Below are 25,950 nucleotides of genomic sequence, written 5' to 3'. Positions count from 1 at the left end.
GAGCGGCTCACGAGCCCTCGACCGTCAGTTCCTGGACGCCGAGCTTCCAACCGCCGCCGCCCTCCTTCTCCGGCAGCTCGGTGATCCAGAAGAGGAGGTACTGGTACTTCTCCTCCGGGTTGAACCCGTCGAAGACCATCGTGGTGCCGTCGTGCTCCTCGAACGGCTGCCCGATCCGCTCGGTGTAGGCGGCGACGAGGTTCTTGTCCCCCGTGGAGTTGGACTGGAAATCGTCCTTCTTGCCCGCGCGCAGCTCGGCGGAGGCGCCGGTGGACGACAGGGTCGCCTTGATCGACTTGACCGTGTGCGGGGCACCGAGGTCGATCCAGATCCCCATGCCCTTCTTGAGGCCGCCGAACTTGCCGTTGTTCCGGTAGCTGGCGGTCTCCCAGCCCTCGTTCGGGTCGCCGTCGATCACCTTCTCGGCGTTCCGCACCTCGGCGCGGTCCCTGCTCTCCGGGTCGATGATCCGGACGTCCTGGATGTTCAGCTTGCGGACCGGCGCGGCCGGTGCGCTGGTGCCGCCGCTGGCAGGCGCGCTGCTGGTCGGCTGAGCGACCGGCTCCTTGTTCGGGTCCTTGTCGTCGCCGAGGGCGCTGATCCCGATGAGCAGCCCGACCAGGGCCACCGCCAGCAGCCCGGCGATGCCCAGGGCGACCTTGCGGCCGCCGGCCGCGGCCAGCGGCGAGGGCTCGTCCTCGGGGTCGGCGGTGAAGCGCAGCGGACCGGCCTGCTCCAGGAAGTGCTCGTCGGCCGGGATGTCGAGCCGGTTGAGCTCGGCCGACAGCACGTCCGACGAGGGCGGGGCGATCTCCGGATCGAGCAGGTCCATGGTGAGGTCGTCGAGGTACGCCGGCACCCCGGCGCGCACCTGGCGGGGCGCGGCGATGGCGCCGCCGGCGTCCCGGACCGCGTCGGGGAGGGCGGCGCGGCCGTGGCCGGCGGTGGCACCGTGCAGCGGGGCCTCGCCGTGCGGCCAGTGCCCGGTCAGGGCGAAGTAGAGCACCCCGCCGACCGCCCGCAGGTCGTTCTCCTGGCTGTCCGCCCCGTCGGTCCGCGCGTCGGCCAGGACCACGCGGGCGTCGTCGCTGATCATCACGGTGCCGGGGTGGACGTTGCCGTGCACCATGTCGGTGGCGTGCACGGCGGCGAGGGCGCTGGCGACCGCGCTGCCGATGGCGGTGGCCCGGGCCGGGTCCAGCGGACCGTCGGCGGCGACCAGCTCGCGCAGCGACTGGCCGTCCACCCACTCGCGGACCACGTAGGCCCGGTCGTCCTCGTCGATCGCGTCGTAGACGCCGACCAGGTTGGGGTGGATCACCCGGCTGGCGGCGACGGCCGCCTGGAGCATCTCGGTGGCGGAGTCGCCACCCGGATAGCGGAGGACCACCGCGACGGGACGGCGCAGCACCACGTCGACCCCGCGCCAGACGAGCCGGCCCGCGCTGTCGTTGTTGATGTGCTCGACCAGCTCGTACCGCTCGGCAAGGACCTCACCGGCCGTGGGAGCACCGAAGGTCACGACCGGAGGAGAGGTCTCCTCCGCCTCCTGACCCTCGCCGACCTGGGTCACCCGTCCTCCCTCGGTGATCGTGTCGATCGATGGACCCGTGCTGCTGGGCATGTGGCTTCCCGCTCTGCCTTGGATGGAACCGGCAGACGGGTGTCGACGCCCGCGTCGGCACCTGCCGTGCCCGTCGAGAGCGACCTTACCCGGGATGCCCGGTTCTCCGACATGTCATCTTCCCGCCGGAGCCGTTGGGACACCAGCGACCGCCGGGATCGGCCGCGTCCGGCCAGGTCGCTGGGACATGCACGCTCAATCTAGAGGTTGACGGCAAGTAGTCGGCGCAGGGGCGCACCGGTGTGGCGGCCGCCGGGACCCGGCCCGGGTTTCCCCTGCCCCGGCCTGGCCACCCTCAGCCGTACGGTTGGTTGTCCACAGGCCGAGAGGCCCATTGGGCGGCGGAACCCGGGGTTATCCACAGCCGTATCCCCAGGCTGGTGATCCTCGTTCACCATCCGTCATCGGCGCCGGTCGAGGTCAGCGCCCGAGCCGGCGCCGGACCATCCCGACCACCTCGGTGATCTCGCCGATCCGCAGCGCCATGGCCAGCCCGAGGTACGTCACGCCGATCACCGCGCCACCGATCACGAGCTGGACGGCGGCGGCCAGCCAGCTCAGGTGCGCCGGATCGCCGGGGAGCAGCTTCACCACCAGGAGGCCGACCAGGGCCGCGCCCAGCGCGGCGATCACCACCCGGCCCATGGTCCGCATGATCCCGCCCAGCCCGATCCGACCCACCCGCGGCCGCAGCAGCAGCGCCGAGACGACCGCCGCGGCCACGTACGAGATTGCGTTGCCGAGCATCATGCCGGCCGCCGCGAAGGTGGCCGAGAACGCCAGGTAGAGACCGACCTGGAGGAGCACCCGCAGGGCCACCACCGGGATGTTGATCAGCGCCGGGGTGCGGGTGTCCGGCAGCGCGTAGAAGGCGAAGGTGAAGAGCTGGCTGATCGCGAAGGGCACCAGGCCGATCGCCGCCACCAGCAGCACGGTCGAGGTGGCCACCGCGTTGTCGCCGGTGAAGGCGCCGTACCGGAAGACCACCACCGAGATCGGGCCGGCCAGCACCGCGTAGCAGACCGCGATCGGTGCGAGCACCGCGGTGACCATCCGGGTGCCCCGGGACAGGTCGGCGGTGACGTCGTGGAACCGGCCGTCGGCGGCGGCCGCGCTCATCCGGGGCATCAGCGCCGTGATGATCGAGACGGCGATGATGCCGTGCGCCATCATCAGCAGCAGGAACACGTTGTTGTAGATAAGCAGGCCGGCGCTGTCCTCGCCCGCCGCCCGGGTGAGCAGGTTGACCACCACGAAGAGGCCGAGCTGGTTGACCGCGACGTAGCAGAACATCCAGGCGCCGAGCTGGGCCAGCTCGCGGAGCCCCAGCTCGCGGAAGTCGAAGCGCAGCTTCCACCGGAAGCCGACCTTGCGCAGCGCCGGCAGCAGGCCGGCCGCCTGGACCGCCACGCCGAGCAGGGCGCCCCCGCCGACAAGCAGGATCTGCCCCCAGCCCATGTCCTCCGGCCGGATCGCCTTCGCGCCGTAGATCAGGATGTAGAGGCCGAAGGCGCCGATCACCACGAGGTTGTTGAGGATCGGCGCCCACATCGGGGCGGCGAAGTGCCCCCGGGTGTTCAGCACCGCGGCGATCAGCGCGCTCAGGCCGGTGAAGAACAGCATCGGCAGCATCAGGTACGACAGCTCGGTGACGAGGTTCGTGTAGCTCTCGTCCTTGCCGCTGGCGTAGAGCGCGGTCAGGACCGACGCGCCGGCCATCGCGATCAGCGCGGTGGCGGCCAGGGCGATCACCGCCAGGGTCAGCAGCCGCTGGGAGTACGCCTCACCCCGGTCCGGGTCGGTCTTGCGGCGGCGGACCAGCACCGGGATCAGCACGCTGGTGAGCACGCCGCCGAGCAGGAACTCGTAGACCTGGTTGGGCAGGAACTGGGCGGTGGTGAAGACGTTGCCGACCAGGTTGCCCAGCGCGGCGCCGACCATCAGGTTCCGAACGAAGCCGGTGCCCCGGCTGACCAGGCTGCCGATCGCCATCACGGCGCTGTTCGCCGCGGCGCTGGTCTCCGCGACGACCTCCTGGGGCGGCGCGGTCGCCTCGACGCCCGGCTGGTTCAGCGGCTCCGCCGAGATGAAGGTGGCGCCGTCGTCCGGCGGCAGGCCGCCGCCGTGCGAGTTCGCGCTGCGGTAGAGCCCGCCGCTCATCTGCCAGCCTCCAAGGGGTACGTCGGAGCCGGGCCTCGCCGGCCCCGCCCAACCGAGACCTTAGTCAACCTCGGCCCGTTACCCGCGCCCGGCGCAGGAGATGCGGTCCCGGCCCGATAGGCTGGCGGTCCCATGTCCGAAGTCTCCGCCTCCCACGCCGCCGAACGCCGCGAGCTGACCGCCGCGCAGCGCAACGCCGTCGCCGAACTGCTCCGCGTCTCGCCCGTCGCCGACGAGCTGGGCCGGCGTTTCGCGCAGGCCGGTCACGAACTGCACCTGGTGGGCGGTTCGGTCCGCGACGCCCTGCTCGGCCGCCTCGGTGACGATCTGGACTTCTGCACCGACGCCCACCCGGACCAGACCATCCGGATCATCAAGGGCTGGGCCGAGTCGATCTGGGAGACCGGGCGGGAGTTCGGCACCATCGGCTGCCAGCGCGACGGGCTCCGGCTGGAGGTCACCACCTTCCGCGCGGAGGCGTACGACCAGGTCAGCCGGAACCCGATCGTCGAGTACGGGACCAACCTGGTCGACGATCTGAAGCGCCGGGACTTCACCGTCAACGCGATGGCGGTCAGCGTTCCCGACCACCGGTTCACCGACCCGTACGGCGGCCTGGCCGACCTGGCCGCGAAGATCATCCGTACTCCCGGCACGCCGCAGGAGTCGTTCCGGGACGACCCCCTGCGGATGCTGCGCGCGGCCCGGTTCGCCGCCCAGCTGCGTTTCACGGTGCACCCGGACGTCGGCGAGGCGATGACCCGGATGGCCGCCGACCTGGACCGGATCACCGCCGAGCGGATCCGGGACGAGTTCACGAAACTGCTCTGCGGGGCCGACCCGATCACCGGGCTGCGGCTGCTGGTCGACACCGGGCTGGCCGACCGCTTCCTGCCGGAGCTGACCGGGCTGAAGCTGGAGATCGACGAGCACGCCCAGCACAAGGACGTCTACGAGCACACGCTGACCGTCGTCAGCAACGCCATGTCGATGGAGGAGGACGGCTGCGACTTCGTGCTGCGGATGGCCGCGCTGATGCACGACGTAGGCAAGCCGGCCACCAAGGCGGTCGGCCCGGACGGCCGGGTCAGCTTCCACCACCACGAGGTGGTCAGCGCCCGGCTGACCAAGGCCCGGATGAAGGCGCTGCGCTACCCCAAGGACGTGACCTCGCAGGTGGTCAAGCTGGTCGGCCTGCACCTGCGCTTCTACGGCTACGGCCGGGGCGAGTGGACGGACTCGGCGGTCCGCCGCTACGTCACCGACGCCGGTGACCTGCTGTCCCGCCTGCACAAGCTGACCCGCTCCGACTGCACCACCCGCAACCGGCGCAAGGCGTCCCAGCTCGCCGCCGACTACGACGCGCTGGAGGAGCGGATCGCCCGGATCGCCGCCGAGGAGGACCTGGCGCGGGTCCGTCCCGACCTCGACGGCAACGCGATCATGGAGCTGCTCGGCGTGCCGCCGGGCCCGGTCGTCGGGCGGGCCTGGCAGCACCTCAAGGAGTTGCGGCTGGAACGCGGCCCGCTGGAGCGGGACGAGGCCGAGGCCGAGCTGCTGCGCTGGGCCCGGGAGCAGGGCGTCGTCGGCTGACGGCTGACGACGATACGCCGGCGTGTCGACCGAACGGTTGACGCGCCACGGTCGATGTGTCCCCCATGATGTTGGTCATCACCGGCCTCCCGATTCGAGGGTGAGGCTGTTCTGATCGCATCCGCCCGTCCCATCCGGACGGTCGCTGGAAACGGGGAGAACACTTCGTGACACGCCACGGCGCGCTGCGCCGATCTGCGCTGGTGGGGCTCGCCCTCACCTCGGCAACATCGATCTTCTGTGCCGCCACCGGCGGCCCGGCCCTGGCCGACCCGACCGACCCGCCCCGGGCCGGGGTCCGGGGCGCCGACTCGGCCGGCGCTGTGCCGGACCGCTACATCGTCGTCCTCTCCGACGGCAAGGCCACGCCCGCCGAGGTGCGGGCCAGCGCCTCGGCGCTCACCGACGAGCACGGCGGGTCGGTCCGCCGGGTGTTCAGCAAGGCGCTGCACGGCTACTCGGCCAGCATGAACCGCCGGCAGGCGGAGAAACTCGCGGCCGACCCCGACGTCGCGTACGTCCAGCCGGTCCAGCGCTGGTCGGCCACCGGCAGCCAGAGCGGCACGCCGTCCTGGGGCCTGGACCGGATCGACCAGACCACGGCGAAGGCCGACGGCGTCTACACCTACCCGGCCACCGGGGCCGGGGTGACCGCGTACGTCATCGACACCGGCATCGACATCGACCACCAGGACTTCGGCGGGCGGGCCAGCTACGGCTACGACGCCGTCGAGCAGGACAACGTCGCGCAGGACTGCGACGGACACGGCACGCACGTGGCCGGCACCATCGGCGGCACGAAGTACGGCGTGGCCAAGGACGTCAAGCTCGTCGGCGTACGGGTGCTGGACTGCGAGGGCAGCGGCACCACCGAGCAGGTGCTGGCCGGCATCGACTGGGTCACCACCAACGCCGTGAAGCCGGCCGTGGCGAACATGAGCCTCGGCTTCGGCGGCACCGACCAGGCCGTCAACGACGCGGTCAACCGCTCCATCTCGGCCGGCGTCACGTACGCCGTCGCGGCCGGCAACAGCATGCAGGACGCGTGCGGCGTCTCCCCGGCGAACGTGCCGGCGGCCATCACGGTGGGCGCCACCGACAGCGTCGACTTCCGGGCCTGGTTCTCCAACTACGGTCGCTGCCTGGACACCTTCGCGCCGGGCACCGGCATCGTCTCCGCCGCCATGGGCACGACCAGCGGCTCGGTGGCGATGAACGGCACCTCGATGGCCTCCCCGCACGTGGCGGGCGCCGCCGCGCTGCTGCTGGAGGCGCACCCGGCCTGGACCCCGCAGCAGGTGCGCGACTCCGTCGTCACCACCGGCGTGGGCGGCGCGGTGCACGACACCATGGGCTCGCTGGACCGGCTCCTGCACGTCGGCACGGTCCCGACCGCCCGCGCCTCGTACGGGCTGAAGGCCCGGGTCAACGGCCGCTACGTGACCGCGGAGACCGCGGGCACCAAGCCGCTGATCGCCCGGGGCACCAGCGTCGGGGCGTGGGAGAAGTACGACGTGGTCGACGCCGGCAGCGGCCTGGTCGGGCTGCGCGCCCGGATCAACAACAAGTTCGTGACCGCGGAGAGCGCGGGCGCGAAGCCGCTGATCGCCCGCGCCGCCGCGATCGGCGCCTGGGAGAAGTTCCAGATCGTCGACAACACCGACGGCACGATCAGCCTGAAGGCGGCCATCAACGGCCGGTACGTCACCGCGCCGAGCACCACCTCCCCGCTCATCGCCAGCAAGACCGCGATCGGCACGGCCGAGAAGTTCGACTTCGACGCGGCGGCACCCGTCGTCGGCATCAAGTCGCTGGCCAACGGGAAGTTCGTCACCGCGGAGAGCGGCGGCAGCCTGCCGCTGATCGCCCGGTCCGCCACCGTCGGGGCCTGGGAGAAGTTCGAGATCGTCAGCGTCGGTGACGGCTTCTTCGGCCTCAAGGCGCTGGTCAACGGCAAGTTCGTGGCCGCCGAGAGCGCGGGCGCGAAGCCGCTGATCGCCCGGTCCGCCTCGATCGGTCCGTGGGAGACGTTCGACTTCCTCGACTACAACCCGGACGGCTCGATCTACCTGCGGGCGTACGTCGACGGGCAGGCGGTCACGGCCGGCAGCACCGGAGCCAGCCAGCTCATCTCCAGCCGTACCGTCGACTGGAACAGCGAGACCCTGGGCCTCGGCATCGGCGAGAAGTTCGTCGTCGCGGTCATCTGACCGGCCCACACGACGGCGCCCGCCGGAGTTCCCCGGGAGGGGGATCCGGCGGGCGCTGTCGTGTTGTTCGGGGTCAGTGCTCCACGGTGCTGCCGTCCACCGCGGTACGGCCGTTGCCGCCGCCGGCCGCGCCGCCGAGCTTGGCGAGCAGCCCGGCCAGGTCGATGCCGGTCAGGTCGCTGCCGAGCTGGAGGCCCTGCGCCACGTTGCCGGCGACCGACTTGGTCAGCGACGAGGCGCCGTCGGTGGAGATGACGGTCATCTTGTCGATGGCGCCGATCGGGGCGCTCGCCGCCTCGACCACCTGCGGCAGCACCTTGACCAGCAGGTCCAGCACCGCGGCCTCGCCGTACGCGGCGAACGCCTCGGCCTTGCGGGCCATCGCGTCGGCCTCGGCCTGGCCCCTGGCCAGGATGGCCGCGGCCTCGGCCTGGCCCTCGCGCTCGACCGCCTCGGCGATCGCGGAACGCCTGCGCTGCTCGGCCTCACCCTCCTTGGCGCCCTCGATGGCGTTCGCCTCGGCCAGCGCGGCCCGCCGGGCCCGCTCGCCCTCACCGGTGAGCCGGGCCTGCTCGGCGGCGGCCTGGGCGGCGGCGATGGTGGCCTGCCGCTGCGCGTCCGCGTTGAGCACCGCCGCGTTGCGGGACGCCTCGGCCTCCTGCTCGACCTTGTAGCGGGCCGCGTCGGCCGGCTTGCGCACCTCGGTGTCGAGCTGACGCTGCTTCAGCTCGGCGTTGCGCTCGGCCACCTTCTGCTGCTCGGAGAGGATCGCCTGGTCGCGCTCGGCCTGGGCGAGCGGGCCGGCCGCCGCCGACCGCGCCTTGGCCGCGTCGATCTCGGCCTGGATGGCGGCCTGCTTGAGCGACAGGTTCCGGTTCGCCTCGGCGATCGCCTCCTCGGCGAGCAGCCGCTCCTGCTCGGCCTGCTGCCGGGCCCGCGCCTCGGCGATGGCCGCGTCCTTGAGCACCCGGGCGGCCTCGGGCCGGCCCAGGTCGGACAGGTAGGACCCCTCGGCCAGGATGTCCTGCAGCTGGAAGGTGTCCAGCACCAGTCCCTGGTTGGTCATCGAGTGCTCGGCCTCCTCGGCGACCGCGCTGGCGAACGCGGCCCGGTCCCGGATGACCTCCTCGACGGTGAGCCGGCCGACGATCGAGCGCAGCGCGCCGGCCAGCACCTCCCGGGTGAAGTCCTCGATCTCGTCCTGCTGGTGCAGGAACCGCTGGGCGGCCGCGCGGATGGCGTCCTCGGTGCCGCCGACCTTGACGATCGCCACGCCGTGCAGGTCGGTGCGGATGCCCTGCTTGCTCACGGCGCCCTTGATGCCGACGTCGATGCGCCGGCTGGACAGGTCGAGGGACTGGAGCTTCTGCACCACCGGCAGCACGAAGACGGACGCGCCGAGCACGACCTTCTGCCCCGACATGTCGGTGGAGCGTCCGCCGTCGGCGGTCTGGGTGGTCCGGCCCTTGCGGCCGGTGACGATGAACGCCTCGTTCGGGCCGGCCACCTTGATCCGGGAGAGCACGAAGAGGACGAGGACGACGGCGAGGAGGACCGCGCCGCCGATGGCGACGAGCAGGGGCATGGGAGTTCCCGTCTGTGCTGGGGGAATCAGTAGGTCTCGACGTGCACGCTGGTCTCGCTGAGCGCTTCGACCACGAAGATCCGGGCGCCGACCGGGATGGGATGGTCGGCGCGGGCGTTGAGTTTGACCGGCTGGCCGGCGAGGCGTACCCGGACCTCGCCGTAGCCGCCGGCGGGGACCGGGGTCACCACCAGGCCGATCGCGCCGACCAGGTGGTCCCGGGTCGGCGTGGGGTCCGTGCGCATGTTCCGGGCCGCGCGGCTGAGCCGGGCCGCCAGCCAGCCGGTGGGCACGGCGGCGAGCGCGCCGCCGGCCACCGCCGCCGCGATCATTCCGGGGGTACGCCCACCGAGCAGCTCGTTGACGATCGCGGCGCCGAAGCCGAACGCCCCGGTGAACCCGGCGACCGCCTCCAGCGACACCGGCCCGTCGACGTCCGGATGGCCGAGGTGGAGCACGCCCGACCCGAGCAGGGCGAGCGTCAGCACGCCGACCCCGGCCCCGCCGATGATCAGGAAGATGAGCGTCCCCGTGGCCACGACCTGCACGGTATCGATGCCGTGCAACATCAACGACCGCTGAACGGTCAGCGGGGAGCGACACTCACCTCAAGATCGATCAGCTGCTTCGGCAGTGGCTGACGGACCAGTTCCCGGCCGGCGATGTCGGCGAGGACGAAGTCACCCGTCCCGAGCGGTTGGCGGTACAGCAGCCGGTCGTCGGAGAGCCAGACCACCTCGGCGCTCGGCAACGGGTTCACCACCCGGCCGGTCGCCGTTTCGACCAGCTGCGGCTCCTGCTGACCCCGGACCACCACCAGAGTTCCGTCGGGTGACCAGGCCCACGGGCCGGCCGGATCCCCCGGCACGGGGAGCAGCCGGGTGGGCCGGCCGTCGTCGGCGGAGAAGAACTGCACGCCCCGCCGCTTGTCCCGGACGGCCTCGTTGTGGCCTCCCCCACCCGTCTGCGGCAGCGCGACCTCCCGACCGTCGCGCGTCCAGGTGAAGTCGCAGTAGTCGGTGCAGAAGTACGCCCCCCGATCCACCCGGTGGGCGTGCTTCGTGCCGTCGACCTCCATCACGATGAAGCCCTCGTTGTCGAGCTGGGTCGTGGTGAAGAGCAGCCGGCGGCCGTCCGGCGACCAGCGTGGGACGGAGAGCGCCCGGCCCACCACGTACCAGCGGGTCTTTCCGCTGGCCAGGTCGAACAGGCCGATCTCCCGGGGGCGGTCGTCGTCCCGGACCGCGACGAGGGCGCCGGTCGGCGCCGGGAAGATGCCGTCGTAGCGGTCGGTCGCGAAGTAGCGTCCACGGCCGCGATCCAGCAGGAAGCCGTTGCCGGATCCGCCGCTGGCCTGCGCCCTGGTCACCACCCAGCCACCGGGTAGCACGAGTGGCTTCGCCGTCCAGTCGGGCCCGGGCGGGGGCAGCAGCGTCGGCGACGGCGTGGCGGTCGCGGGCGGCGTGGCGGTCGCGGGCGGCGTGGCGGGAGGCGGGGCCGCAGCGGGCCGCAGCAGCACGAACGGCAGGGTCACGGCGACGACCGCGACCAGCGCGGCACCGGCCGCGGCCACCCGCCGCCGGCGGCGCAGGCGGCGACCCCGACCGAGCGCCCGAGCGGCCAGGTCCGGCGCGGGGCCGACATGGTCCGCCAGCTCGCGTACGGCCGCCCGGAGGGTCTCGTCCAGCGACGTGCTCATCGGGTCACCTCCGCTCGGCTGGTCCGCTCGTCCAGCCCCGGCACCAGCTGGCGCAGCTTGGCCAGCGCCTTGGCGCTCTGGCTGGCCACCGTGCCGGTCCGGCAGCCGAGCAGCGCCGCGGTCTGTTCGACGCTCAGGTCCTCCAGGTAGCGCAGGGTCAGCACGGCCCGCTGCCGGGGCGGCAGCGCCCGCAGCGCGTCCCGCAGGAGCAGCCGCAGGTCGCTGTCCTCGCCCGTCACCGCCCGCTCCGGCAGCTCCGCCAGCGGCACCTCCGGGCGTCGCGCCCGGCGCCGCCAGCCGGAGACCTGGTCGTGGTAGAGGATCCGTTTCACGTACGGCTCGGCGTCGCCGCGGATGCGGGGCCAGCGGGCGTACGCCTTCGCCAGCGCGTTCTGGAGCAGGTCCTCCGCCGCGTGCTGGTTCCCGGCGAGCGCGTACGCGACGCGCAGCAGGGCCGCGCCCCGTTCGTTGACGAACGCGGTGAACTCCCCGTCGACCTCTGCCACCGCCCACCTCCGTAGCTCAGACGCCCGGGGCGGGAGGAACTTTGCCTCATGGCGCGGGACAATGGGCGACATGCGTTGGACCGTGCTCGACTCGCCGATCGGGGAGTTCTCCGTCGGCACCGACGCGGACGCCGTCCGCGGGGCGCACTTCGGCCGGGTGGCGTCGGCGACCGAGGAACCCGGCGACGAGGTCGCCCGGCTGGCGGTGGCCGAGTTGCGGGCGTACTTCGCCGGTGAGCTGACCGGGTTCACCGTGCCGGTGGTGGCGCCGCGCGGCTCGGAGTTCGAGCGCGCGGTGTGGCGGGAGATGACCCGCATCCCGTACGGGGAGACGAAGACCTACGGCGAGGTGGCGAAGGCGGTCGGCGATCCGGGGGCGGCCCGGACGGTCGGGGTGGCCTGCAACCGCAACCCGATACCCGTGATCGTGCCCTGCCACCGGATCGTCGGGGCGGGCGGCAAGCTGGTGGGCTTCGGCGGCGGGCTGCCGCGCAAGGTGACCCTGCTGGAGTTGGAAGCCGCCGTGGCGCTGCGGCACGCCTGGTCCTGACGTACACCGAAAAGGAAGGCCGGGTCCGTGCGGACCCGGCCTTCCTTCAGTACTGGATCAGCGCGTCAGCGCTCGATCTCGCCGGCGATGAACGCCTCGACGGCGGCGTGCGCGTCGTGGTCGGCGTACTGCTTCGGCGGGGACTTCATGAAGTACGAGGACGCGGAGAGGATCGGGCCACCGATCTTCCGGTCCAGCGCGATCTTCGCGGCCCGGACGGCGTCGATGATGACACCGGCCGAGTTCGGGGAGTCCCACACCTCGAGCTTGAGCTCGGCGTTGAGCGGGGTGTCACCGAAGGAGCGGCCCTCCAGGCGGATGTACGCCCACTTGCGGTCGTCCAGCCACGGCACGTGGTCGGACGGGCCGATGTGCACGTCGCTCTTCTGCATCTCGTGCGGGATCTGGGAGGTCACCGACTGGGTCTTCGAGATCTTCTTCGAGACCAGGCGGTTGCGCTCCAGCATGTTCATGAAGTCCATGTTGCCGCCGAAGTTGAGCTGGTACGTGCGCAGCAGCTCGACCCCGCGGTCCTCGAACAGCTTCGCCAGGGCGCGGTGCACGATGGTGGCGCCGACCTGGCTCTTGATGTCGTCACCGACGATCGGCAGGCCCGCGTCCTCGAACTTCTTGGCCCACTCCGGGTCGGAGGCGATGAAGACCGGCAGGGCGTTCACGAACGCGCAGCCCGCGTCGATCGCGGCCTGGGCGTAGAACTTGTCGGCCTGCTCGGAGCCCACCGGCAGGTAGGAGACGACCACGTCGACCTGCGCGTCGCGCAGCGCCTGGGCCACGTCGACCGGCTCGGCGTCCGACTCCTCGATGATCTCGCGGTAGTACTGGCCGAGACCGTCGAAGGTCGGGCCGCGCTGCACGGTGACGCCGGTCGGCGGCACGTCGCACAGCTTGATGGTGTTGTTTTCGCTGGCCACGATGGCCTCGGCGAGGTCCATGCCCACCTTCTTGGCGTCCACGTCGAACGCCGCGACGAACTTCACGTCGGAGACGTGGTAGTCGCCGAAGGTGACGTGCATGAGACCCGGGACGCGGTCGTTCGGGTCGGCGTTCCGGTAGTACTCCACGCCCTGCACGAGGGACGAGGCGCAGTTACCCACACCGACGATGGCGACGCGGACGGAGCCCATAACGTCTGCCTCCTTCTTCTTCATCACGGCCGCTTCGTCCTGGACTCTCCAGGCGGGGGCGGGCTGTCGTTTTCTCCTCGGCCGCCGGTCGTCCCGGGTTGGGGGACCGTCGGGGCTCGGCCGGAGCGCTCGTTGGCGATGAGCTCCTCCAGCCAGCGGACCTCGCGCTCACAGGCGTCGAGCCCGTGGCGTTGCAGTTCCAGGGTGTACGCGTCGAGCCGCTCGGCTGCCCGGCCGAGCACGTCACGAAGGCCTTCGCGACGCTCCTCGATCTTCCGGCGACGACCTTCCAGGATCCGGAGCCGGGTGGCCTGGTCGGTCCGGGCGAAGAACGCGAAGTGCACGCCGAAGCCCGTGTCGTCGTACGTCTCGGGTCCAGCCTGCGCTATGAGCTGGGCGAAGCGTTCCTTGCCCTCCGCGGTAATGGTGTAGACCACCCGACCACGTCGGCTGGTCAGCGCGGGAACCTCCTCGGCGGTCGCGGGTGTCTCGGCGGCTTCGGTGATCCATCCCGCCGCCTGCAGCCGACGCAGGGTGGGGTAGAGCGAGCCGTAGCTGATCGCCGCCCGGATCGCGCCGAGCTTGGCGGTCAACTCCTTGCGCAGCTCGTAGCCGTGCATCGGAGCCTCCTGCAGGAGGCCCAGGATGGCTAGTTCGAGCACGGGCCATCCCTTCTTACCCCCGGCGCGGAGCGGTAACCGCCGCGATGTATCGAACCGATACATCGCACGTTAGCGGAGACGCATGATCAGGGCAAACCCCCGATTACGAGGTTCTGTCGTCACGGATCGTGACGGTGGTCGCCTCGCCCCGCCGGACCGCGTACCCTTTCCCGCATGCGTACGCAGCGCCAGGTGGTCGACTACTCGCTCCAGAAGCGAGCGGTGCTGCGTGAACTCCTCGCCGGGCGGATCGGCACGTACGACGTCTGCGACGCCTCGCCGTACCTGAAGAACGCGGCCCGCTTCCACGGCGAGCCCACCGACCAGCGCTGCCCGATCTGCCGCAGTGAGAACCTCATCCACGTCCACTACATTTACGGGGACGAACTCAAGCAGTCGGCCGGCCAGGCGCGTACGCGGGCGGAGTTGCCCGTCCTGGCCATGACCCTGCGTGAGTTCCAGGTGTTCGTGGTGGAGGTGTGCCCCGGCTGTGACTGGAACCATCTCGTCGAGCAGTTCCTGCTCGGCCGGGACGGTCTGGCCGGCGGCACGGAGGATGCGGCGGAGCAGGAGACCGCGAGCGGCTCCACCCCCCGGCGAAGGCGAGAGGCCCAACGGTGAACCCGGCTGTCCCGATCGATCCCGGCCCGATCCCTGGGCGGGACGACCGACAGCTGCTAGGTCTGAATGGTCCGAATAGGTCGGATTTGACGCCTGCGCCCCGGCACGCACGGGGTGTAGCGTCTCGTGTTCCATCTCACGGCAACCCGGTGGCGGCGCGTCCGCGCCCCACCGCGACCGGCAGGGTGTGAGGAATGAACTACGGCGATCCCAGTTCTTCGCGTGGGCGGGCCCAGACCCCGGGCCCGAACGGCGACCCGCACGGGAACGGCTGGTCCTCCGGGTCCGAGGGCGCTGCCTCGGCCCGGGCCTCCGTGACGCCGCGCGGCTCCGCGTCCGGTGGCCGGGCCTCGGTCGGCGGCGCGGCCCCGGCACCCCGCGGCGCCGCGGGCTCGGCCTCCGTGGGTCGGGCCGGTGCGGGCCGGGCGTCGGTGCCGGTCTCGCCGGCGCCGGGCGGCGCCCAGGGCCGGGCCGGCGCCGGGCGGGCCTCCGTGCCGGTGTCCCCGGCCGGCCCCGCCGGGCGTGCCTCGGTCGGCGCGGCGAGCGTGGGCGGCGCCGGGCGGGCGAGCGTCGGCTCGGCGGCCGTGGGCGGGCGCGCCGCGGTGGCCCGCGCCGGCGTGCCCGGCATGGCCGGTGGCGGCCCCGGTGGCCCGGGCGGCCCGACCGGTCCCGGCCGGGGTGGTCGCGGCGGGCGCGGGAACGACCCGGCGGCTGCGGCCCGGGCGAAGAAGCGCCGGCGGATCAACATGCTCATCGCCGGGTTCGCCGTGTTCGTCATGCTGGCCGGAATGGGCGTGGTCGGCTTCACGTGGTACTCGCAGAAGGTGCTGCTGCCCGAGGACACCATCCCGCCGCTGTCGACCACCATCTACGACCGCACCGGCAAGACCACCATCGCCAAGGTCGGTGACCAGAACCGGCAGCTCGTCACCATCGAGCAGATCCCGGAGTGGGTGCAGCACGCCGTCGCCGCGGCGGAGGACCGGAACTTCTACCGGCACTCGGGTGTGGACTACAAGGGCATCGCCCGGGCCGCCTGGAACAACATCAGCGGCGGCGACAAGCAGGGCGCCTCGACGATCACCCAGCAGTACGCCCGCAACGCGTTCGACAACCTGAACCAGGACACGTACGGCCGCAAGGTGAAGGAGGCGATCCTCGCCTCCAAGCTGAACGACAAGTACGACAAGCGCACGATCATGCAGCACTACCTGAACGTGATCTACTTCGGCCGCGGCGCGTACGGCGTCCAGGCGGCGGCGCAGACGTACTTCAAGAAGGACGTCTCCAAGCTGACCGTGGCGGAGGCGGCCGTGCTCGCCGCGCTCATCAAGCAGCCCGAGCCGAGCACGACGCACAAGGGCTACGACCCGGCGATCAACCCAGAGGCCGCGCTGGACCGGTGGAACTACGTCATCAACGGCATGATCACCGAGAAGTGGCTCGACGCGCCGAACATGCCGAAGCACCCCACCGAGTACCCGACCAAGACGCTCCAGAAGCCCACGAAGAACAACGGCGGCGGTTTCGGCATCGACACCCCGTACGGCAACGTGGTCAACTATGTCGCGCAGGAGATGCGCGAGATGAACCTCTGCACCGACAACGAGGCCGAGGTCACGCTGAACAAGCCGCTCTGCTCGAAGGCGCTGAGCCGGGGCGGCTACCGCGTCACCACCACCATCGACACGAAGATCCAGGCGGCGGCGCTCGAGGCGGCCCAGCGGGCCAAGAAGGGCTCGGAGCTCGACAAGCAGCCCTCGAACCTGATGGCGGCCCTGGTGTCGATCGACCCGAGCAGCGGCGAGGTGCGCGCCTACTACGGCGGCGACAACGGCACCGGCACCGACTACGCCGGCAAGAACGTCGACAACGGCGTCGTCAGTGGCGGCCACTCGCCGGGCTCGAGCTTCAAGATCTACACCCTGGCGGCGGCCCTCAAGGAGGGCATCTCCCTCAAGTCGCGCTGGAAGGGTTCGGCGTTCACCCCGAAGGGGATGGAGTTCAAGGTCAGCAACGCCGGTGCCGACAAGGTCTCCTGTGGTGACTCCTGCACCCTTGAGCAGTCGACGCTGAAGTCGCTGAACGTGCCGTTCTACTACATCACCGAGCAGATCGGCCCGGACAAGGTGGTCGACATGGCCAAGCAGGCCGGCGTCACCACCATGTGGCGCACCGACACCAACCCCGCCCAGGCGTACGACCTCACCAAGAAGAACCCGAAGGACGTGGCCCCGGACCCGTTCTTCCACGTCGTCGGCTACGGTCAGTACCCCATCACCGTGCTCGACCACGCCAACGGCGTCGCCACCTTCGCCAACCAGGGCGTCTACCACAAGGCGCACTTCATCAAGAGGGTCGAGAAGCAGAACCCGACCACCGGCAAGTGGGACCTGGCCAAGGGGCCGACGGTGAAGGGGCAGCAGCGTATCCCGAAGGACATCGTCGCCGACGTCACCTCGGTGCTGGAGCAGTACCCGGAGAAGTCGTCGCACCGTCCGCTCGACGACGGTCGGAAGGTCGCCGAGAAGACCGGCACCTGGGAGCTCAACGCGAAGACCACCGACAACGGTGACGCCTGGATGATCGGCTACACGCCGCAGCTCGCCACCGCCGTCTGGGTCGGCAACAAGGGCGCCCGCAAGGCGATCGAGGACAAGGACGGCAACAAGATCAGCGGTGCCAGGATGCCGGGCGCCATCTTCCAACGCTTCATGAACGACGCGCTCAAGGGCAAGGAGAAGCTGGACTTCCCGCCCGCCGCGAACGTCGGCAAGGACGACGCCGGCAACGGCACGCCGCCGCCGCCGGACCCGACGCAGCCGGGCCAGCAGCCGGGCTGCGACCCCCTGGGCCTGTTCTGTCCGGGCGGCACCCCCGGCGGTGGCACCCCCGGCGGCGGTGGCCCGGGCGGCGGTGGCCCCGGCGGCCCCGGTGGTGGCGGTGGCGGCCTGCTGCCGAGCACACCACCGACCCGGCAGACCTACTGACGCCCACGGCCTGACGACGGCGGCCGGACCACCTGGTCCGGCCGCCGTCGGCGTTCCGCGTACCGGAATTTCTGCGCGCGAGGCGCGACGGCGGGGGCCGGCGTACGGCAGGATGCCTCTCCATGAGCACCGAGTCGACCGCAGGCATCGACGAGAACGGGTCCGACCGGCAACTCCAGCTCGGCGCGTCCGCGGCCGCGGGGCGACCTGGAGCCGTGGTGGACCACCCGTCCCGCTCGGACGGCTTCGTCCGCGGCGCCGCCGGGCTGATCGGCGGCCCGCTGGGTGACCACGCCGTCGCCCTGGACCGGCCCGCCGGCCGGGAGGGCCGGTTCTGGACCGCGGCGCGGATCGTGCTGGCCCTGGTCTGCCTGACGCTGGCCCTGCACTGGGTGCAGAAGTCGCCCTGCCAGGACGGCGCCTGGCAGAACAACGTCCAGTACACCCGCATGTGCTACACCGACGTGCTGGCCCTCTACTACGCCGAGGGGCTCAACGAGGGCAAGGTCCCCTACGCCGACCACCCGGTGGAGTACCCGGTGCTGACCGGCTACTTCATGGGCGCGCTCGGCCTGCCGGTGCACGCCCTCGGCGTCGACAACCCCGGCATCAACCAGGGGCAGTGGTTCTACAACCTCAACGCGCTGGTGCTCAGCGCACTCGCCGTCGCCACCGTCGCCGTGATCCTCAGCCTGCGGCGCCGACGACCCTGGGACGCGGCCCTCTTCGCGCTCTCACCGGCCCTGGTGCTCACCGCCACCGTCAACTGGGACCTGCTCGCCGTGGGGCTGGCCGCCTTCGGGCTGTGGGCCTGGGCGCGCACCCGACTCGACCTGGCGGGTGTCCTGCTCGCCGGTCTGGCCGGGGTGCTGATCGGGCTCGGCGGCGCCGCGAAGATGTGGCCACTGTTCATCCTCGGGCCGATCCTGGTGCTCGCGATCCGCGCCGGCCGCATCCTGCACGCCGCCGTGTCCGTGGGCGCCGCCGCCCTGACCGTGGTGGTGGTGAACCTGCCGGTGGCGATCCCCTACCCCGAGAGCTGGGGCCGGTTCTTCGAGCTGAACACCACCCGGCCGATCGACTGGGGCACGCTCTGGTACATCGGCCGCTACCTCGACGGCCGGGTCAGCCCCTCCGCGCCCGGCGACCTCGGGCCCTTCGAGTGGCTGAACGTGCACATCTCCACCCTCAACTGGCTGTCGTACCTGCTCTTCGGGCTGGCCTGCGCCGGCGTCGCCGCGCTGGCGCTGCTCGCACCGCGCCGGCCCCGGCTCGCCCAGCTGGCCTTCCTGGTGGTCGCCGTCTTCCTGATCTTCAGCAAGGTCTGGTCCCAGCAGTTCGTGCTCTGGCTCCTCCCGCTCGCGGTGCTCGCCCGGCCGCGCTGGGGCGCCTTCCTGGCCTGGCAGGTCGCCGAGGTCTGCTACTTCGCCGCCTTCTACGGCGAGCTGCTCGGGGCGGCCACCACCCGGCCGGTCTTCCCCGAGGGCGTCTTCGTGCTGGCCGCCAGCCTGCGCCTGATCACCGTGGCGGTGCTCTGCGGCTTCGTGATCCGGGACATCCTGCGCCCCGAGCGGGACGCGGTCCGGAGCACCTACGCCGACGACCCGGACGGCGGGGTGCTCGACGGCGCCGAGGACGCGCCCTGGTACCAGCGCTGGCGGCACCGCCCCGCCGCCGTCGACCGTCCCGCCGAGCCGGTCACCGCCTGACCGGGACCCCGGTCAGAGGCGGTAGACCACCGCGTCGCCGACCTCTTCCCGGGTCACGCCCAGCCCGTCGACCGGCCGGTCGAGCATCCCCTCCCACGGGGTGCCGCCCAGCCGGTCGCGGAGCACCACCACGGTCTTCACGCCCCGCCGGCGCAGGTAGTCGACACTGGCGAAGTCGGGGAAGCTGACCGTGACCTCACGTGCCTGGGCCTGGGAGTTCGGGGTGAACCCGCTGCCGCCGTTGACCATCCGCTGGAACCGGTCGGTCGACCAGAGCATCACCGGCTGGTCCAGGTTCTGGCTGCTCGGCAGCACCAGCATCGGGCCGTCCACGGTGCGCATCACCGCCGGCTGCCGCGGCACCACCGGGTGCGGGGTGACGTTCAACCCCTCCACCAGGACCAGCAGCAGCGGCACCAGGGTGGCCAGCCGCAGCCACGGGCCCGGCCACGGCGGGACCCGCTCGGCGGCGAGCTCGCGGACCCGGGCGCAGAATGCGGTGACCGCGCCGGCCGCGAGCAGGCCGAGCAGGAGGCTGGTCCAGAGCATCATCCGGCCCGGCGTCCGCAGCCCGTTCCAGCCCGGCAGGTGCTCGAAGAGCGGCACGTAGGTGAACCGGCCGTCGAGGAACCGGGTGCCCATGGCCAGCGCCATCGTGACCAGCACCCCGGCCAGCAGGAAGAGCCGGTGGCGGACCCGCCAGACCGAGAAGAACAGCCCGCCGGCGGCCAGCGCGTAGAGCACGAAGCCCGGCAGCAACGTCATCTCCGGGTGCCAGGGCAGCGCGGCCCGGGCCCCCTCGTGCAGCTCACCCCAGATCCGCGACTCGGCGGGAGCGGTGAAGAACCCGCTGGCCGGCGGCGAGTAGAGCTGGATCTCGCCCAGCGTCCGCGCCGCGTTCGGGTGCAGCTCCGCCACCTTGAAGTAGGGCACGGCCAGGGCAGCGCCCACCGCGGCGAAGACCAGCCCGCCGAGCAGGTCGGCCAGGAACAGTCGCCGGCCGAACGGGCGCTTCACCCGGCGCCGCCGCACGAACCAGACGACCGCGGAGACCAGCGCCACACCGGCCAGCAGGTACGCGAACGGCAGCCCGATGCCGAAGCCGAGGCTGAGTTGCCAGGCGGCCACCAGCCAGCCGGCGAACGCCCAGCCGGCGTGCCGGCGCCGCGGCCGGTAGCCGTGCCGCAGCGACCAGCCGTGGCCCCGGGCCAGCATGGCCAGCGCCAGCGGGATGCCGCCGTTGGAGAGGATGTGCAGGTGCCCGGCCTGGGCCAGCAGCCACGGGGCGTACGCGTAGCTCGCCCCGGCCACCGCGCCGCCGATCCGGCCCGCGCCGAGCTGCCGCGCCAGCGCGTACGCCCCGAACGTGGCGAGCGCGTGGGCCAGCACGAACAGGATGTTGTAGCGCAGCAGGGCGTCCTCGGGGCCGACCCCGATCATGCCGGCCGGGGCGTACCCGAGCAGGGTGTCGGAGAAGGCGAAGCTCCACGGCTCCGGGAAGAACGTGTTCGAGCTCCACAGCTGCCCCGGGTCGGTCAGCAGGATGTGCCCGGACCAGGCCAGCTGCCAGGACTGGAGGCTCGGGTCCCAGTAGTCCTGCGGCAGGGTGTAGCGCGGGTAGCGCAGCGTGGGCCAGGTCATCAGCACGGCCAGCGCCAGCGAGGCCACGGCGGCCAGGGTCCACTCGTGCGCCACGAACCGGCCCACGGCGCGCACCGCCCGGCGCGGCCGGGTGAGCACCGGGTCGGGGGCCGGACCGAACGCGGTCCAGGGGTCGCCGGCGTCCTCCCCGCCCTTCTCGCCGCGTTCGGCCGCGTCGCCGGCCTTCGCCTTGTCACCGGTCCCGGACCGGGCCGCCTCGGCCTCGTCGCCCGTCTCGGCCTTGCTCCCGGTTCCGGCGCTCGCGATCTCGGCCCTGCTGGCCTCGGCGCGGCTGTCGGTTCCGCCTTTGTCGTCGCGGCTGGCCTTGCCCCCGGTGCCGGCCCTGCCGTTGGTTCCGGCCTTGTCCACCCCCGCGCGGTCCGCGCCGTCCGTGTCGGTGCCGCCGTCCCCGCCGGCCGGGGCTTCCGTGTCGGTGCCGCCTCCGGCGTCCGGAGTCGCGTCGGGCGGGGTGTCGCCGGTGGCCGGTCGCGAGGCGCTGCCGGCCGCGTCGGACTGCTCGGTGGTCATGCCGCGGCGCCCAGCTGTCCGCGCAGGAAGGCGATGTCGGCGGCCTGGCCCTCGGCGCCGCCGGGGGTTTCCACGATCACCGGCGCGCCCGCCGCCCGGATCACCGCGACCACCAGCTCCGGGTCGATCGTCCCGCCGGTCAGGTTGTCGTGCCGGTCCTGCCCGGAGTTGAACGTGCCCTTGGAGTTGTTCGCGTGGATCAGGTCGATCCGCCCCGTGATCGCCTTCACCCGGTCGACCAGCCCCAGCAGCTCCTCACCCCCGGCGTGGGCGTGGCAGGTGTCGAGGCAGAAGCCCACCTCGTAGTCGCCGAGCGCGTCCCAGAGCCGGGCCAGCGCGTCCAGGTGCCGGGCGCACGCGTTGTCGCCGCCGGCGGTGTTCTCGATCAGGATGGGGAGCGGGAACCCTCCGGAGTCCGCCGCGTACGCGAAGGTCTTGCGCCAGTTGTCGAAGCCGACGGCGAGGTCGTCACCGGCGTTGACGTGGCCGCCGTGCACGATCAGCCCCCTGGCGCCGACCGCCGCCGCGGCGGCGGCGTGGCCGAGCAGCAGCTTGCGGCTCGGGATGCGGATCCGGTTGTTCAGCGTGGCCACGTTGATGACGTACGGCGCGTGCACGTAGAGGTCGACGTCGGCCGCGCGCAGGCGCTCGGCGTCCTCCCGCGGCTTCGGGGCCTTCCAGCCCTGGGGATCGGCGAGGAAGAACTGCACCGCCTGGGCGTCCCGGGCGGCCGCCTCGGCCAGCGGGTCGGTCGGATCGACGTGGGCTCCGATTCGCATGCAGGGCAGCCTACGTCGCGCCTCCGACGCACGGGGCTCGCGCACGCGGGGGTTGCGGAGAACGGATCGCGTCACCACCCGGCCCGGCGGTCGTTGTCCGAGGTGGGATCGACGGTCGACGCTCCGCCCGGACGCGGGTCCACAGCGCGTACGGGTGAAGGGGAGGCCCCCGGCAACGGGACGCCCCGCCGTGCGGCCCGGCACGACGGGGCGGGATCCGGCTCGTCAGACCCGACGGCTCGTCCGCGAAGCCAGCTGGGGGCGAATTCCTCCATTTCCCCCAAGAGGTGACGAGAGCCGTTGTATGGTCAGACCAGGTAACAACACGATAAAGCTCCGCGGGGCGTCCTCGATCCAACCTCATCGGTGTGGTCGTTCCTCCCCAGGTCCCACCCAAGGAATGCGGACGGGACGCCCCGCGGCCCTGTGGACAGGGGTCCACCTTCCGGTACGCGAGCCGGAGGTGGGCCCCTGTCGCCGCGCCCGGACGCCGTGGACGACCGGCCCGGGCATGATCGTCCGGACCGGGTATCCTGGTCCGGTTGTCCGCGTCCGGCCGGGTTCCCCCGGCACCGGCACGGGCAGCGACGCACGACCTCCTGCCACGGAAGGACCGTGGCCGCTTAGCCCACAGGAGGTGAGCACGTCTTGCGTCATTACGAAGTCATGGTGATCCTCGACCCCAGCCTCGAGGAGCGCACCGTCGCCCCGTCGCTCGACACGTACCTGAACGTGATCCGGACCGCGGGTGGCTCGGTGGAGAAGACCGACGTGTGGGGCCGCCGGCGCCTCGCGTACGAGATCAACAAGAAGGCCGAGGGCATCTACGCCGTCATCGACCTCCAGGCGTCGCCGGAGGCCGTGGCTGAGCTGGACCGTCAGCTCCGACTCAACGAGTCGGTGCTGCGCACCAAGGTCATCCGCCCGGAGATGCGCTGAGCATCTAGACCCGGCACGTCCGGATCAAGCCTCATCGACGCTGTCGGAGGGCTCTGAGAGCCTGTACGGCACAGAGATGAGTGCGCGAGGAGATGGTCATGGCAGGAGACACCACCATCACGGTCATCGGCAACCTGACCGATGACCCCGAGTTGCGGTTCACCCCCTCCGGGGCGGCGGTCGCCAAGTTCCGGGTCGCCTCGACGCCCCGCTTCATGGACAAGGCGTCCGGCGAGTGGAAGGACGGCGAGCCGCTGTTCCTCTCGTGCACGGTCTGGCGGCAGGCCGCCGAGAACGTCGCCGAGTCGCTGCAGCGCGGCGCCCGGGTGATCGTGTCCGGCCGGCTGCGTCAGCGGTCGTACGAGACCCGTGAGGGTGAGAAGCGCACCGTCATCGAGCTGGAGGTCGACGAGATCGGCCCGTCCCTGCGCTACGCCACGGCGAAGGTGCAGAAGATGTCCCGCTCGAGCGGCGGTGGCGGCGGCGGCTTCGGTGGTGGTGGTGGCCAGGGTGGCGGCGGAGGCAACTTCGACGACCCCTGGGCTTCGGCTGCCCCGGCCCCCTCGCGCGGTGGTTCGGGCGGCAACTTCGACGAGGAGCCCCCGTTCTAATGGCGCCGAGCGCCCGCGATCGCAAACCAGGAGCAAGAGCAATGGCCAAGGCTGCGGCACTTCGCAAGCCGAAGAAGAAGGTGAACCCGCTCGACAAGGACGGGATCACCTACATCGACTACAAGGACACCGCGCTGCTGCGCAAGTTCATCTCCGACCGCGGCAAGATCCGCGCTCGGCGGGTGACCGGCGTGACCTCGCAGCAGCAGCGGCAGATCGCCCGTGCGGTCAAGAACGCCCGCGAGATGGCGCTCCTGCCGTACACGGCCACGGCCCGCTGAGAGGAGGCACCGACATGAAGATCATCCTGACTCAGGAGGTGTCCGGCCTCGGTGCCCCGGGCGACATCGTCGAGGTGAAGGACGGCTACGGCCGTAACTACCTGCTTCCGCAGGGCTTCGCGATCGCCTGGACCAAGGGCGCGGAAAAGCAGGTCACGGTCATCAAGCGGGCCCGCGCGGCCCGGGAGATCCGCGACCTCGACCACGCCAAGGAGGTCAAGGGTCAGATCGAGGGTCTGAAGGTCAACCTGAAGGCCCGCGCCGGCGACGGCGGCCGGCTCTTCGGCTCGGTCACCTCGGCCGAGATCGTCGACGCCGTCAAGGCGGCCGGCGGCCCGACCCTGGACCGTCGTCGGCTGGAGCTGCCCAGCCACATCAAGTCGCTCGGCGCCTACCCGGTCAGCATCCGGCTGCACCCCGAGGTGACCGCCAAGTTCGACCTGAACGTGGTCAAGGGCTGACGCCCGAACAGCACGACGGAAGGGCCCGCACCGACATCCGGTGCGGGCCCTTCCGCATGTCCAGGCGACGACGCCGGTCGCCGCGTCACCCGATCGGCTGGCCCGTCACCGCGCTGATGATCACGGTGGACAGGCCACCACCCACCACGGCAGCCGCCAGCGCCACCGTCGCCGACCGCCAGGTCGTGCCCACCCGGCGCAGCACCACCGCCACCACGAGACTGCTCAGCAGCGCCAGCCCGAACCGCGGCGCGCCCGCCGCCAACGAGGCGACGGCGTGCGCCCGCGGCGAGTCACAACCGCCTCCGGTGATGTCGGTGACGCACCCCGCCGGCGGCTGACCGTCGAGGAACAACAGCCCGACGAAGAGCAGCAGGGCCGGCACCAGGTAGCACGCGGCCGTGTAGACCAACGGCCGCAGCGGCCCACCCGGATCCGGGTCGAGCAGGTCGTCCTCCAGCCGGCGGCTCCACGACCCGCCGCCGATGGTCTCCACCCGCTGCCGCAGCGTCGACGCCCCGGCCCGTCCCGCACCCACCGGCTCCACCGGCCGGCGGCGCGGCGCCGGGTAGGCGACCATCGGCGACCGAGGGGCCGACGGCGGGGTCTCCGTCCAGCGGGGATCGTCACCCGCCAGCCGCGTCCCCGACCAGAACCCCTCGGCCTGCTCCGGCGACGCCCAGCCCTCCCGGGCCGGCACCGGCGGCGCCGTCCGGTCCCACGCGTCGACCTCCGCGTACCGGTCCCAGGCCCCGGTCTCCCGGACCCGGTCCCACTGGCCCGTGTCGGCGTGCCGGTCCCACTGGCCGGTGTCCGCGAACCGGTCCCACTCGCCCGTCTGCTCCGTCCGGTCCCAGCGGCTTCCGGCCTGCTCCCACCGGCCGGCGGCGGGACGGCCCCACGCGTGCACACCCGACGCGTCCCACGGGTCGACCGCCGGCTGCTCCGCCGGATCCGGCTCGACCGCCCGGCCCCGCTCCCACGGATCCATCGCCGGACGCGACCACGAATCCGCCGGGCGCCGGCTCCGCCGCGTCGGCCGCTCGGCCGCCCACCGGTCACCGTCGTCACCCGACTCGGGCGCCTCCTCCAGGCCCGACCAGGTCACCTGCGGTCGCCGGGTCGCCGCGCGGCGCGGCCGGCTCCGCGGGACCACCCCGGAGACCGGCTCGCCCTCGATCCCGTCGGCCCGCCGGCTCCCGACGTACCCCTGATCCTGCGGGGTCTCCAGGGTCCACTCGGCGGTGTGCTCCGACACCGGGCCCGCGCCGATGGCCCGCAGGTCGCGGCGGTCGTCCTCGCGGCGCCAGCCGGCGTCCGCCCGCCAGCCCCCACCCGGGGGGTACGGCGGCTCGACGTCGGCACCGTCGTCCGGAGCGGCGTGCCGGCCCCCGCCGTCCGCCCGGCGGATCCCGGACTCCAGCGCCCACCGGGGAAGATAGCTGTCGACCGGCTCGCCCTGGCCGCGCTCGACGGCGCGTCGGCGGCTCGGTGTGCGGTAGCCCTCGGAGGCGGGTGACTCGACCGGGAGCGGATCGGCGGAAGCGTCCCAGGAGGAACTCGGCCGGCGCTCGCGCGGGCTGTCCTCCCCGCTTCCCCAGTCCCGGTGTCTCACGGCCGGAGCGTGACCCTTCTCAACCGAAAGTGCAATCCGCT

At 72.2% G+C, this 25,950-nt stretch carries 21 protein-coding genes; 10 read left to right on the top strand and 11 right to left on the bottom strand.

Going from position 1 to position 25,950, the window contains the following annotated elements:
* Window positions 1-7: 7 nt before the first annotated feature.
* Window positions 8-1,624, bottom strand: a complete 1,617-nt coding sequence (locus NLX85_RS31235) for a protein kinase family protein (protein WP_254341249.1) — start codon at window positions 1,622-1,624, stop codon at window positions 8-10.
* A gap of 420 nt (window positions 1,625-2,044) precedes the next feature.
* Window positions 2,045-3,784 (bottom strand): murein biosynthesis integral membrane protein MurJ, encoded by a 1,740-nt coding sequence (gene murJ / locus NLX85_RS31230; RefSeq protein ID WP_254341247.1) that lies wholly within the window; start codon window positions 3,782-3,784, stop codon window positions 2,045-2,047.
* Window positions 3,785-3,916: 132 nt separating this feature from the next.
* Between murJ and NLX85_RS31225 the strand changes: the two genes are divergently transcribed.
* Window positions 3,917-5,377: a CCA tRNA nucleotidyltransferase gene (locus NLX85_RS31225; RefSeq protein WP_254341245.1), complete on the top strand. Its 1,461-nt coding sequence runs from the start codon at window positions 3,917-3,919 to the stop codon at window positions 5,375-5,377.
* Between the two features lie 167 nt (window positions 5,378-5,544).
* The gene (locus tag NLX85_RS31220; protein ID WP_254341243.1) at window positions 5,545-7,587 is read left to right on the top strand and encodes a S8 family serine peptidase; all 2,043 of its coding nucleotides are present in this window, start codon (window positions 5,545-5,547) and stop codon (window positions 7,585-7,587) included.
* 73 nt (window positions 7,588-7,660) lie between these two features.
* Here the strand turns inward: NLX85_RS31220 and NLX85_RS31215 are convergent, their stop codons facing one another.
* The 4 genes from NLX85_RS31215 to NLX85_RS31200 are packed head-to-tail and all read right to left on the bottom strand — an operon-like array spanning window position 7,661 to window position 11,377.
* Window positions 7,661-9,172: a flotillin family protein gene (locus NLX85_RS31215; protein ID WP_254341241.1), complete on the bottom strand. Its 1,512-nt coding sequence runs from the start codon at window positions 9,170-9,172 to the stop codon at window positions 7,661-7,663.
* A 26-nt stretch (window positions 9,173-9,198) separates the two neighbouring features.
* The gene (locus NLX85_RS31210) at window positions 9,199-9,741 is read right to left on the bottom strand and encodes an NfeD family protein (protein ID WP_254341239.1); all 543 of its coding nucleotides are present in this window, start codon (window positions 9,739-9,741) and stop codon (window positions 9,199-9,201) included.
* Between the two features lie 17 nt (window positions 9,742-9,758).
* Window positions 9,759-10,871, bottom strand: coding sequence for a hypothetical protein (locus NLX85_RS31205; RefSeq protein WP_254341237.1), 1,113 nt, complete (start codon window positions 10,869-10,871; stop codon window positions 9,759-9,761).
* Window positions 10,868-11,377 carry a SigE family RNA polymerase sigma factor gene (locus NLX85_RS31200; protein WP_254341236.1) on the bottom strand — a complete coding sequence of 170 codons (510 nt, stop codon included), beginning with the start codon at window positions 11,375-11,377 and terminating at the stop codon, window positions 10,868-10,870. The genes NLX85_RS31205 and NLX85_RS31200 overlap by 4 nt, the downstream gene beginning before the upstream one ends.
* A 70-nt stretch (window positions 11,378-11,447) precedes the next feature.
* Between NLX85_RS31200 and NLX85_RS31195 the strand changes: the two genes are divergently transcribed.
* Window positions 11,448-11,927 (top strand): methylated-DNA--[protein]-cysteine S-methyltransferase, encoded by a 480-nt coding sequence (locus tag NLX85_RS31195; RefSeq protein ID WP_254341234.1) that lies wholly within the window; start codon window positions 11,448-11,450, stop codon window positions 11,925-11,927.
* 65 nt (window positions 11,928-11,992) lie between these two features.
* Here NLX85_RS31195 and NLX85_RS31190 read toward each other — a convergent pair whose 3' ends face one another.
* Entirely contained in the window at window positions 11,993-13,072 is a 1,080-nt protein-coding gene (locus NLX85_RS31190; protein WP_254341232.1) for an inositol-3-phosphate synthase, read from the bottom strand.
* A gap of 23 nt (window positions 13,073-13,095) precedes the next feature.
* Window positions 13,096-13,734: a PadR family transcriptional regulator gene (locus tag NLX85_RS31185; protein ID WP_148429149.1), complete on the bottom strand. Its 639-nt coding sequence runs from the start codon at window positions 13,732-13,734 to the stop codon at window positions 13,096-13,098.
* A 174-nt stretch (window positions 13,735-13,908) separates the two neighbouring features.
* Here NLX85_RS31185 and NLX85_RS31180 point away from each other — a divergent pair, with 174 nt between their 5' ends.
* The 3 genes from NLX85_RS31180 (at window position 13,909) to NLX85_RS31170 (ending at window position 19,054) form a co-directional block, all read left to right on the top strand.
* Window positions 13,909-14,355, top strand: coding sequence for a DUF5318 domain-containing protein (locus NLX85_RS31180; RefSeq protein WP_254341229.1), 447 nt, complete (start codon window positions 13,909-13,911; stop codon window positions 14,353-14,355).
* A gap of 194 nt (window positions 14,356-14,549) precedes the next feature.
* Window positions 14,550-17,345, top strand: coding sequence for a transglycosylase domain-containing protein (locus tag NLX85_RS31175; protein WP_254341228.1), 2,796 nt, complete (start codon window positions 14,550-14,552; stop codon window positions 17,343-17,345).
* A 122-nt stretch (window positions 17,346-17,467) separates the two neighbouring features.
* Window positions 17,468-19,054 (top strand): glycosyltransferase family 87 protein, encoded by a 1,587-nt coding sequence (locus NLX85_RS31170; protein ID WP_254341227.1) that lies wholly within the window; start codon window positions 17,468-17,470, stop codon window positions 19,052-19,054.
* 12 nt (window positions 19,055-19,066) lie between these two features.
* Here the strand turns inward: NLX85_RS31170 and NLX85_RS31165 are convergent, their stop codons facing one another.
* Window positions 19,067-21,223 (bottom strand): hypothetical protein, encoded by a 2,157-nt coding sequence (locus tag NLX85_RS31165; protein ID WP_254341223.1) that lies wholly within the window; start codon window positions 21,221-21,223, stop codon window positions 19,067-19,069.
* Entirely contained in the window at window positions 21,220-22,002 is a 783-nt protein-coding gene (locus NLX85_RS31160; protein ID WP_254341221.1) for a deoxyribonuclease IV, read from the bottom strand. Before NLX85_RS31160 ends, NLX85_RS31165 begins: the two co-directional genes overlap by 4 nt.
* A 648-nt stretch (window positions 22,003-22,650) precedes the next feature.
* Between NLX85_RS31160 and rpsF the strand changes: the two genes are divergently transcribed.
* The 4 genes from rpsF to rplI all read left to right on the top strand — a co-directional run bounded on the left by rpsF (window position 22,651) and on the right by rplI (window position 24,294).
* Window positions 22,651-22,941 (top strand): 30S ribosomal protein S6, encoded by a 291-nt coding sequence (gene rpsF / locus NLX85_RS31155; protein ID WP_046563719.1) that lies wholly within the window; start codon window positions 22,651-22,653, stop codon window positions 22,939-22,941.
* A gap of 80 nt (window positions 22,942-23,021) precedes the next feature.
* A complete protein-coding gene (locus NLX85_RS31150) occupies window positions 23,022-23,552 on the top strand; it encodes a single-stranded DNA-binding protein (RefSeq protein WP_254341219.1) in 531 nt (176 codons plus the stop codon).
* Window positions 23,553-23,593: 41 nt separating this feature from the next.
* Window positions 23,594-23,833 (top strand): 30S ribosomal protein S18, encoded by a 240-nt coding sequence (gene rpsR, locus NLX85_RS31145; RefSeq protein ID WP_007073789.1) that lies wholly within the window; start codon window positions 23,594-23,596, stop codon window positions 23,831-23,833.
* A gap of 14 nt (window positions 23,834-23,847) precedes the next feature.
* Window positions 23,848-24,294, top strand: coding sequence for a 50S ribosomal protein L9 (gene rplI, locus NLX85_RS31140; protein ID WP_254341218.1), 447 nt, complete (start codon window positions 23,848-23,850; stop codon window positions 24,292-24,294).
* An 85-nt stretch (window positions 24,295-24,379) separates the two neighbouring features.
* Here rplI and NLX85_RS31135 read toward each other — a convergent pair whose 3' ends face one another.
* Complete coding sequence (locus tag NLX85_RS31135) at window positions 24,380-25,909, bottom strand: hypothetical protein (protein WP_254341423.1); 1,530 nt, start codon at window positions 25,907-25,909, stop codon at window positions 24,380-24,382.
* Window positions 25,910-25,950 lie beyond the last annotated feature (41 nt).

The sequence above is a fragment of the Micromonospora sp. A3M-1-15 genome, assembly GCF_024213425.1.
GTDB classification, from domain to species: Bacteria; Actinomycetota; Actinomycetes; order Mycobacteriales; family Micromonosporaceae; genus Micromonospora; species Micromonospora chersina.
The sequence above is the reverse complement of the archived record's forward strand: the minus strand, read 5'-3'. Positions and strand labels throughout refer to the sequence as shown.

Coding starts and splice junctions, on each gene's coding strand:
- NLX85_RS31235 (WP_254341249.1), bottom strand. CDS start 1,624: ATGCCCAGCAGCACGGGTCCATCGATCGACACGATCACCGAGGGAGGA.
- murJ (WP_254341247.1), bottom strand. CDS start 3,784: ATGAGCGGCGGGCTCTACCGCAGCGCGAACTCGCACGGCGGCGGCCTG.
- NLX85_RS31225 (WP_254341245.1), top strand. CDS start 3,917: ATGTCCGAAGTCTCCGCCTCCCACGCCGCCGAACGCCGCGAGCTGACC.
- NLX85_RS31215 (WP_254341241.1), bottom strand. CDS start 9,172: ATGCCCCTGCTCGTCGCCATCGGCGGCGCGGTCCTCCTCGCCGTCGTC.
- NLX85_RS31210 (WP_254341239.1), bottom strand. CDS start 9,741: ATGTTGCACGGCATCGATACCGTGCAGGTCGTGGCCACGGGGACGCTC.
- NLX85_RS31205 (WP_254341237.1), bottom strand. CDS start 10,871: ATGAGCACGTCGCTGGACGAGACCCTCCGGGCGGCCGTACGCGAGCTG.
- NLX85_RS31195 (WP_254341234.1), top strand. CDS start 11,448: ATGCGTTGGACCGTGCTCGACTCGCCGATCGGGGAGTTCTCCGTCGGC.
- NLX85_RS31190 (WP_254341232.1), bottom strand. CDS start 13,072: ATGGGCTCCGTCCGCGTCGCCATCGTCGGTGTGGGTAACTGCGCCTCG.
- NLX85_RS31180 (WP_254341229.1), top strand. CDS start 13,909: ATGCGTACGCAGCGCCAGGTGGTCGACTACTCGCTCCAGAAGCGAGCG.
- NLX85_RS31175 (WP_254341228.1), top strand. CDS start 14,550: ATGAACTACGGCGATCCCAGTTCTTCGCGTGGGCGGGCCCAGACCCCG.
- NLX85_RS31170 (WP_254341227.1), top strand. CDS start 17,468: ATGAGCACCGAGTCGACCGCAGGCATCGACGAGAACGGGTCCGACCGG.
- NLX85_RS31165 (WP_254341223.1), bottom strand. CDS start 21,223: ATGACCACCGAGCAGTCCGACGCGGCCGGCAGCGCCTCGCGACCGGCC.
- NLX85_RS31160 (WP_254341221.1), bottom strand. CDS start 22,002: ATGCGAATCGGAGCCCACGTCGATCCGACCGACCCGCTGGCCGAGGCG.
- rpsR (WP_007073789.1), top strand. CDS start 23,594: ATGGCCAAGGCTGCGGCACTTCGCAAGCCGAAGAAGAAGGTGAACCCG.
- rplI (WP_254341218.1), top strand. CDS start 23,848: ATGAAGATCATCCTGACTCAGGAGGTGTCCGGCCTCGGTGCCCCGGGC.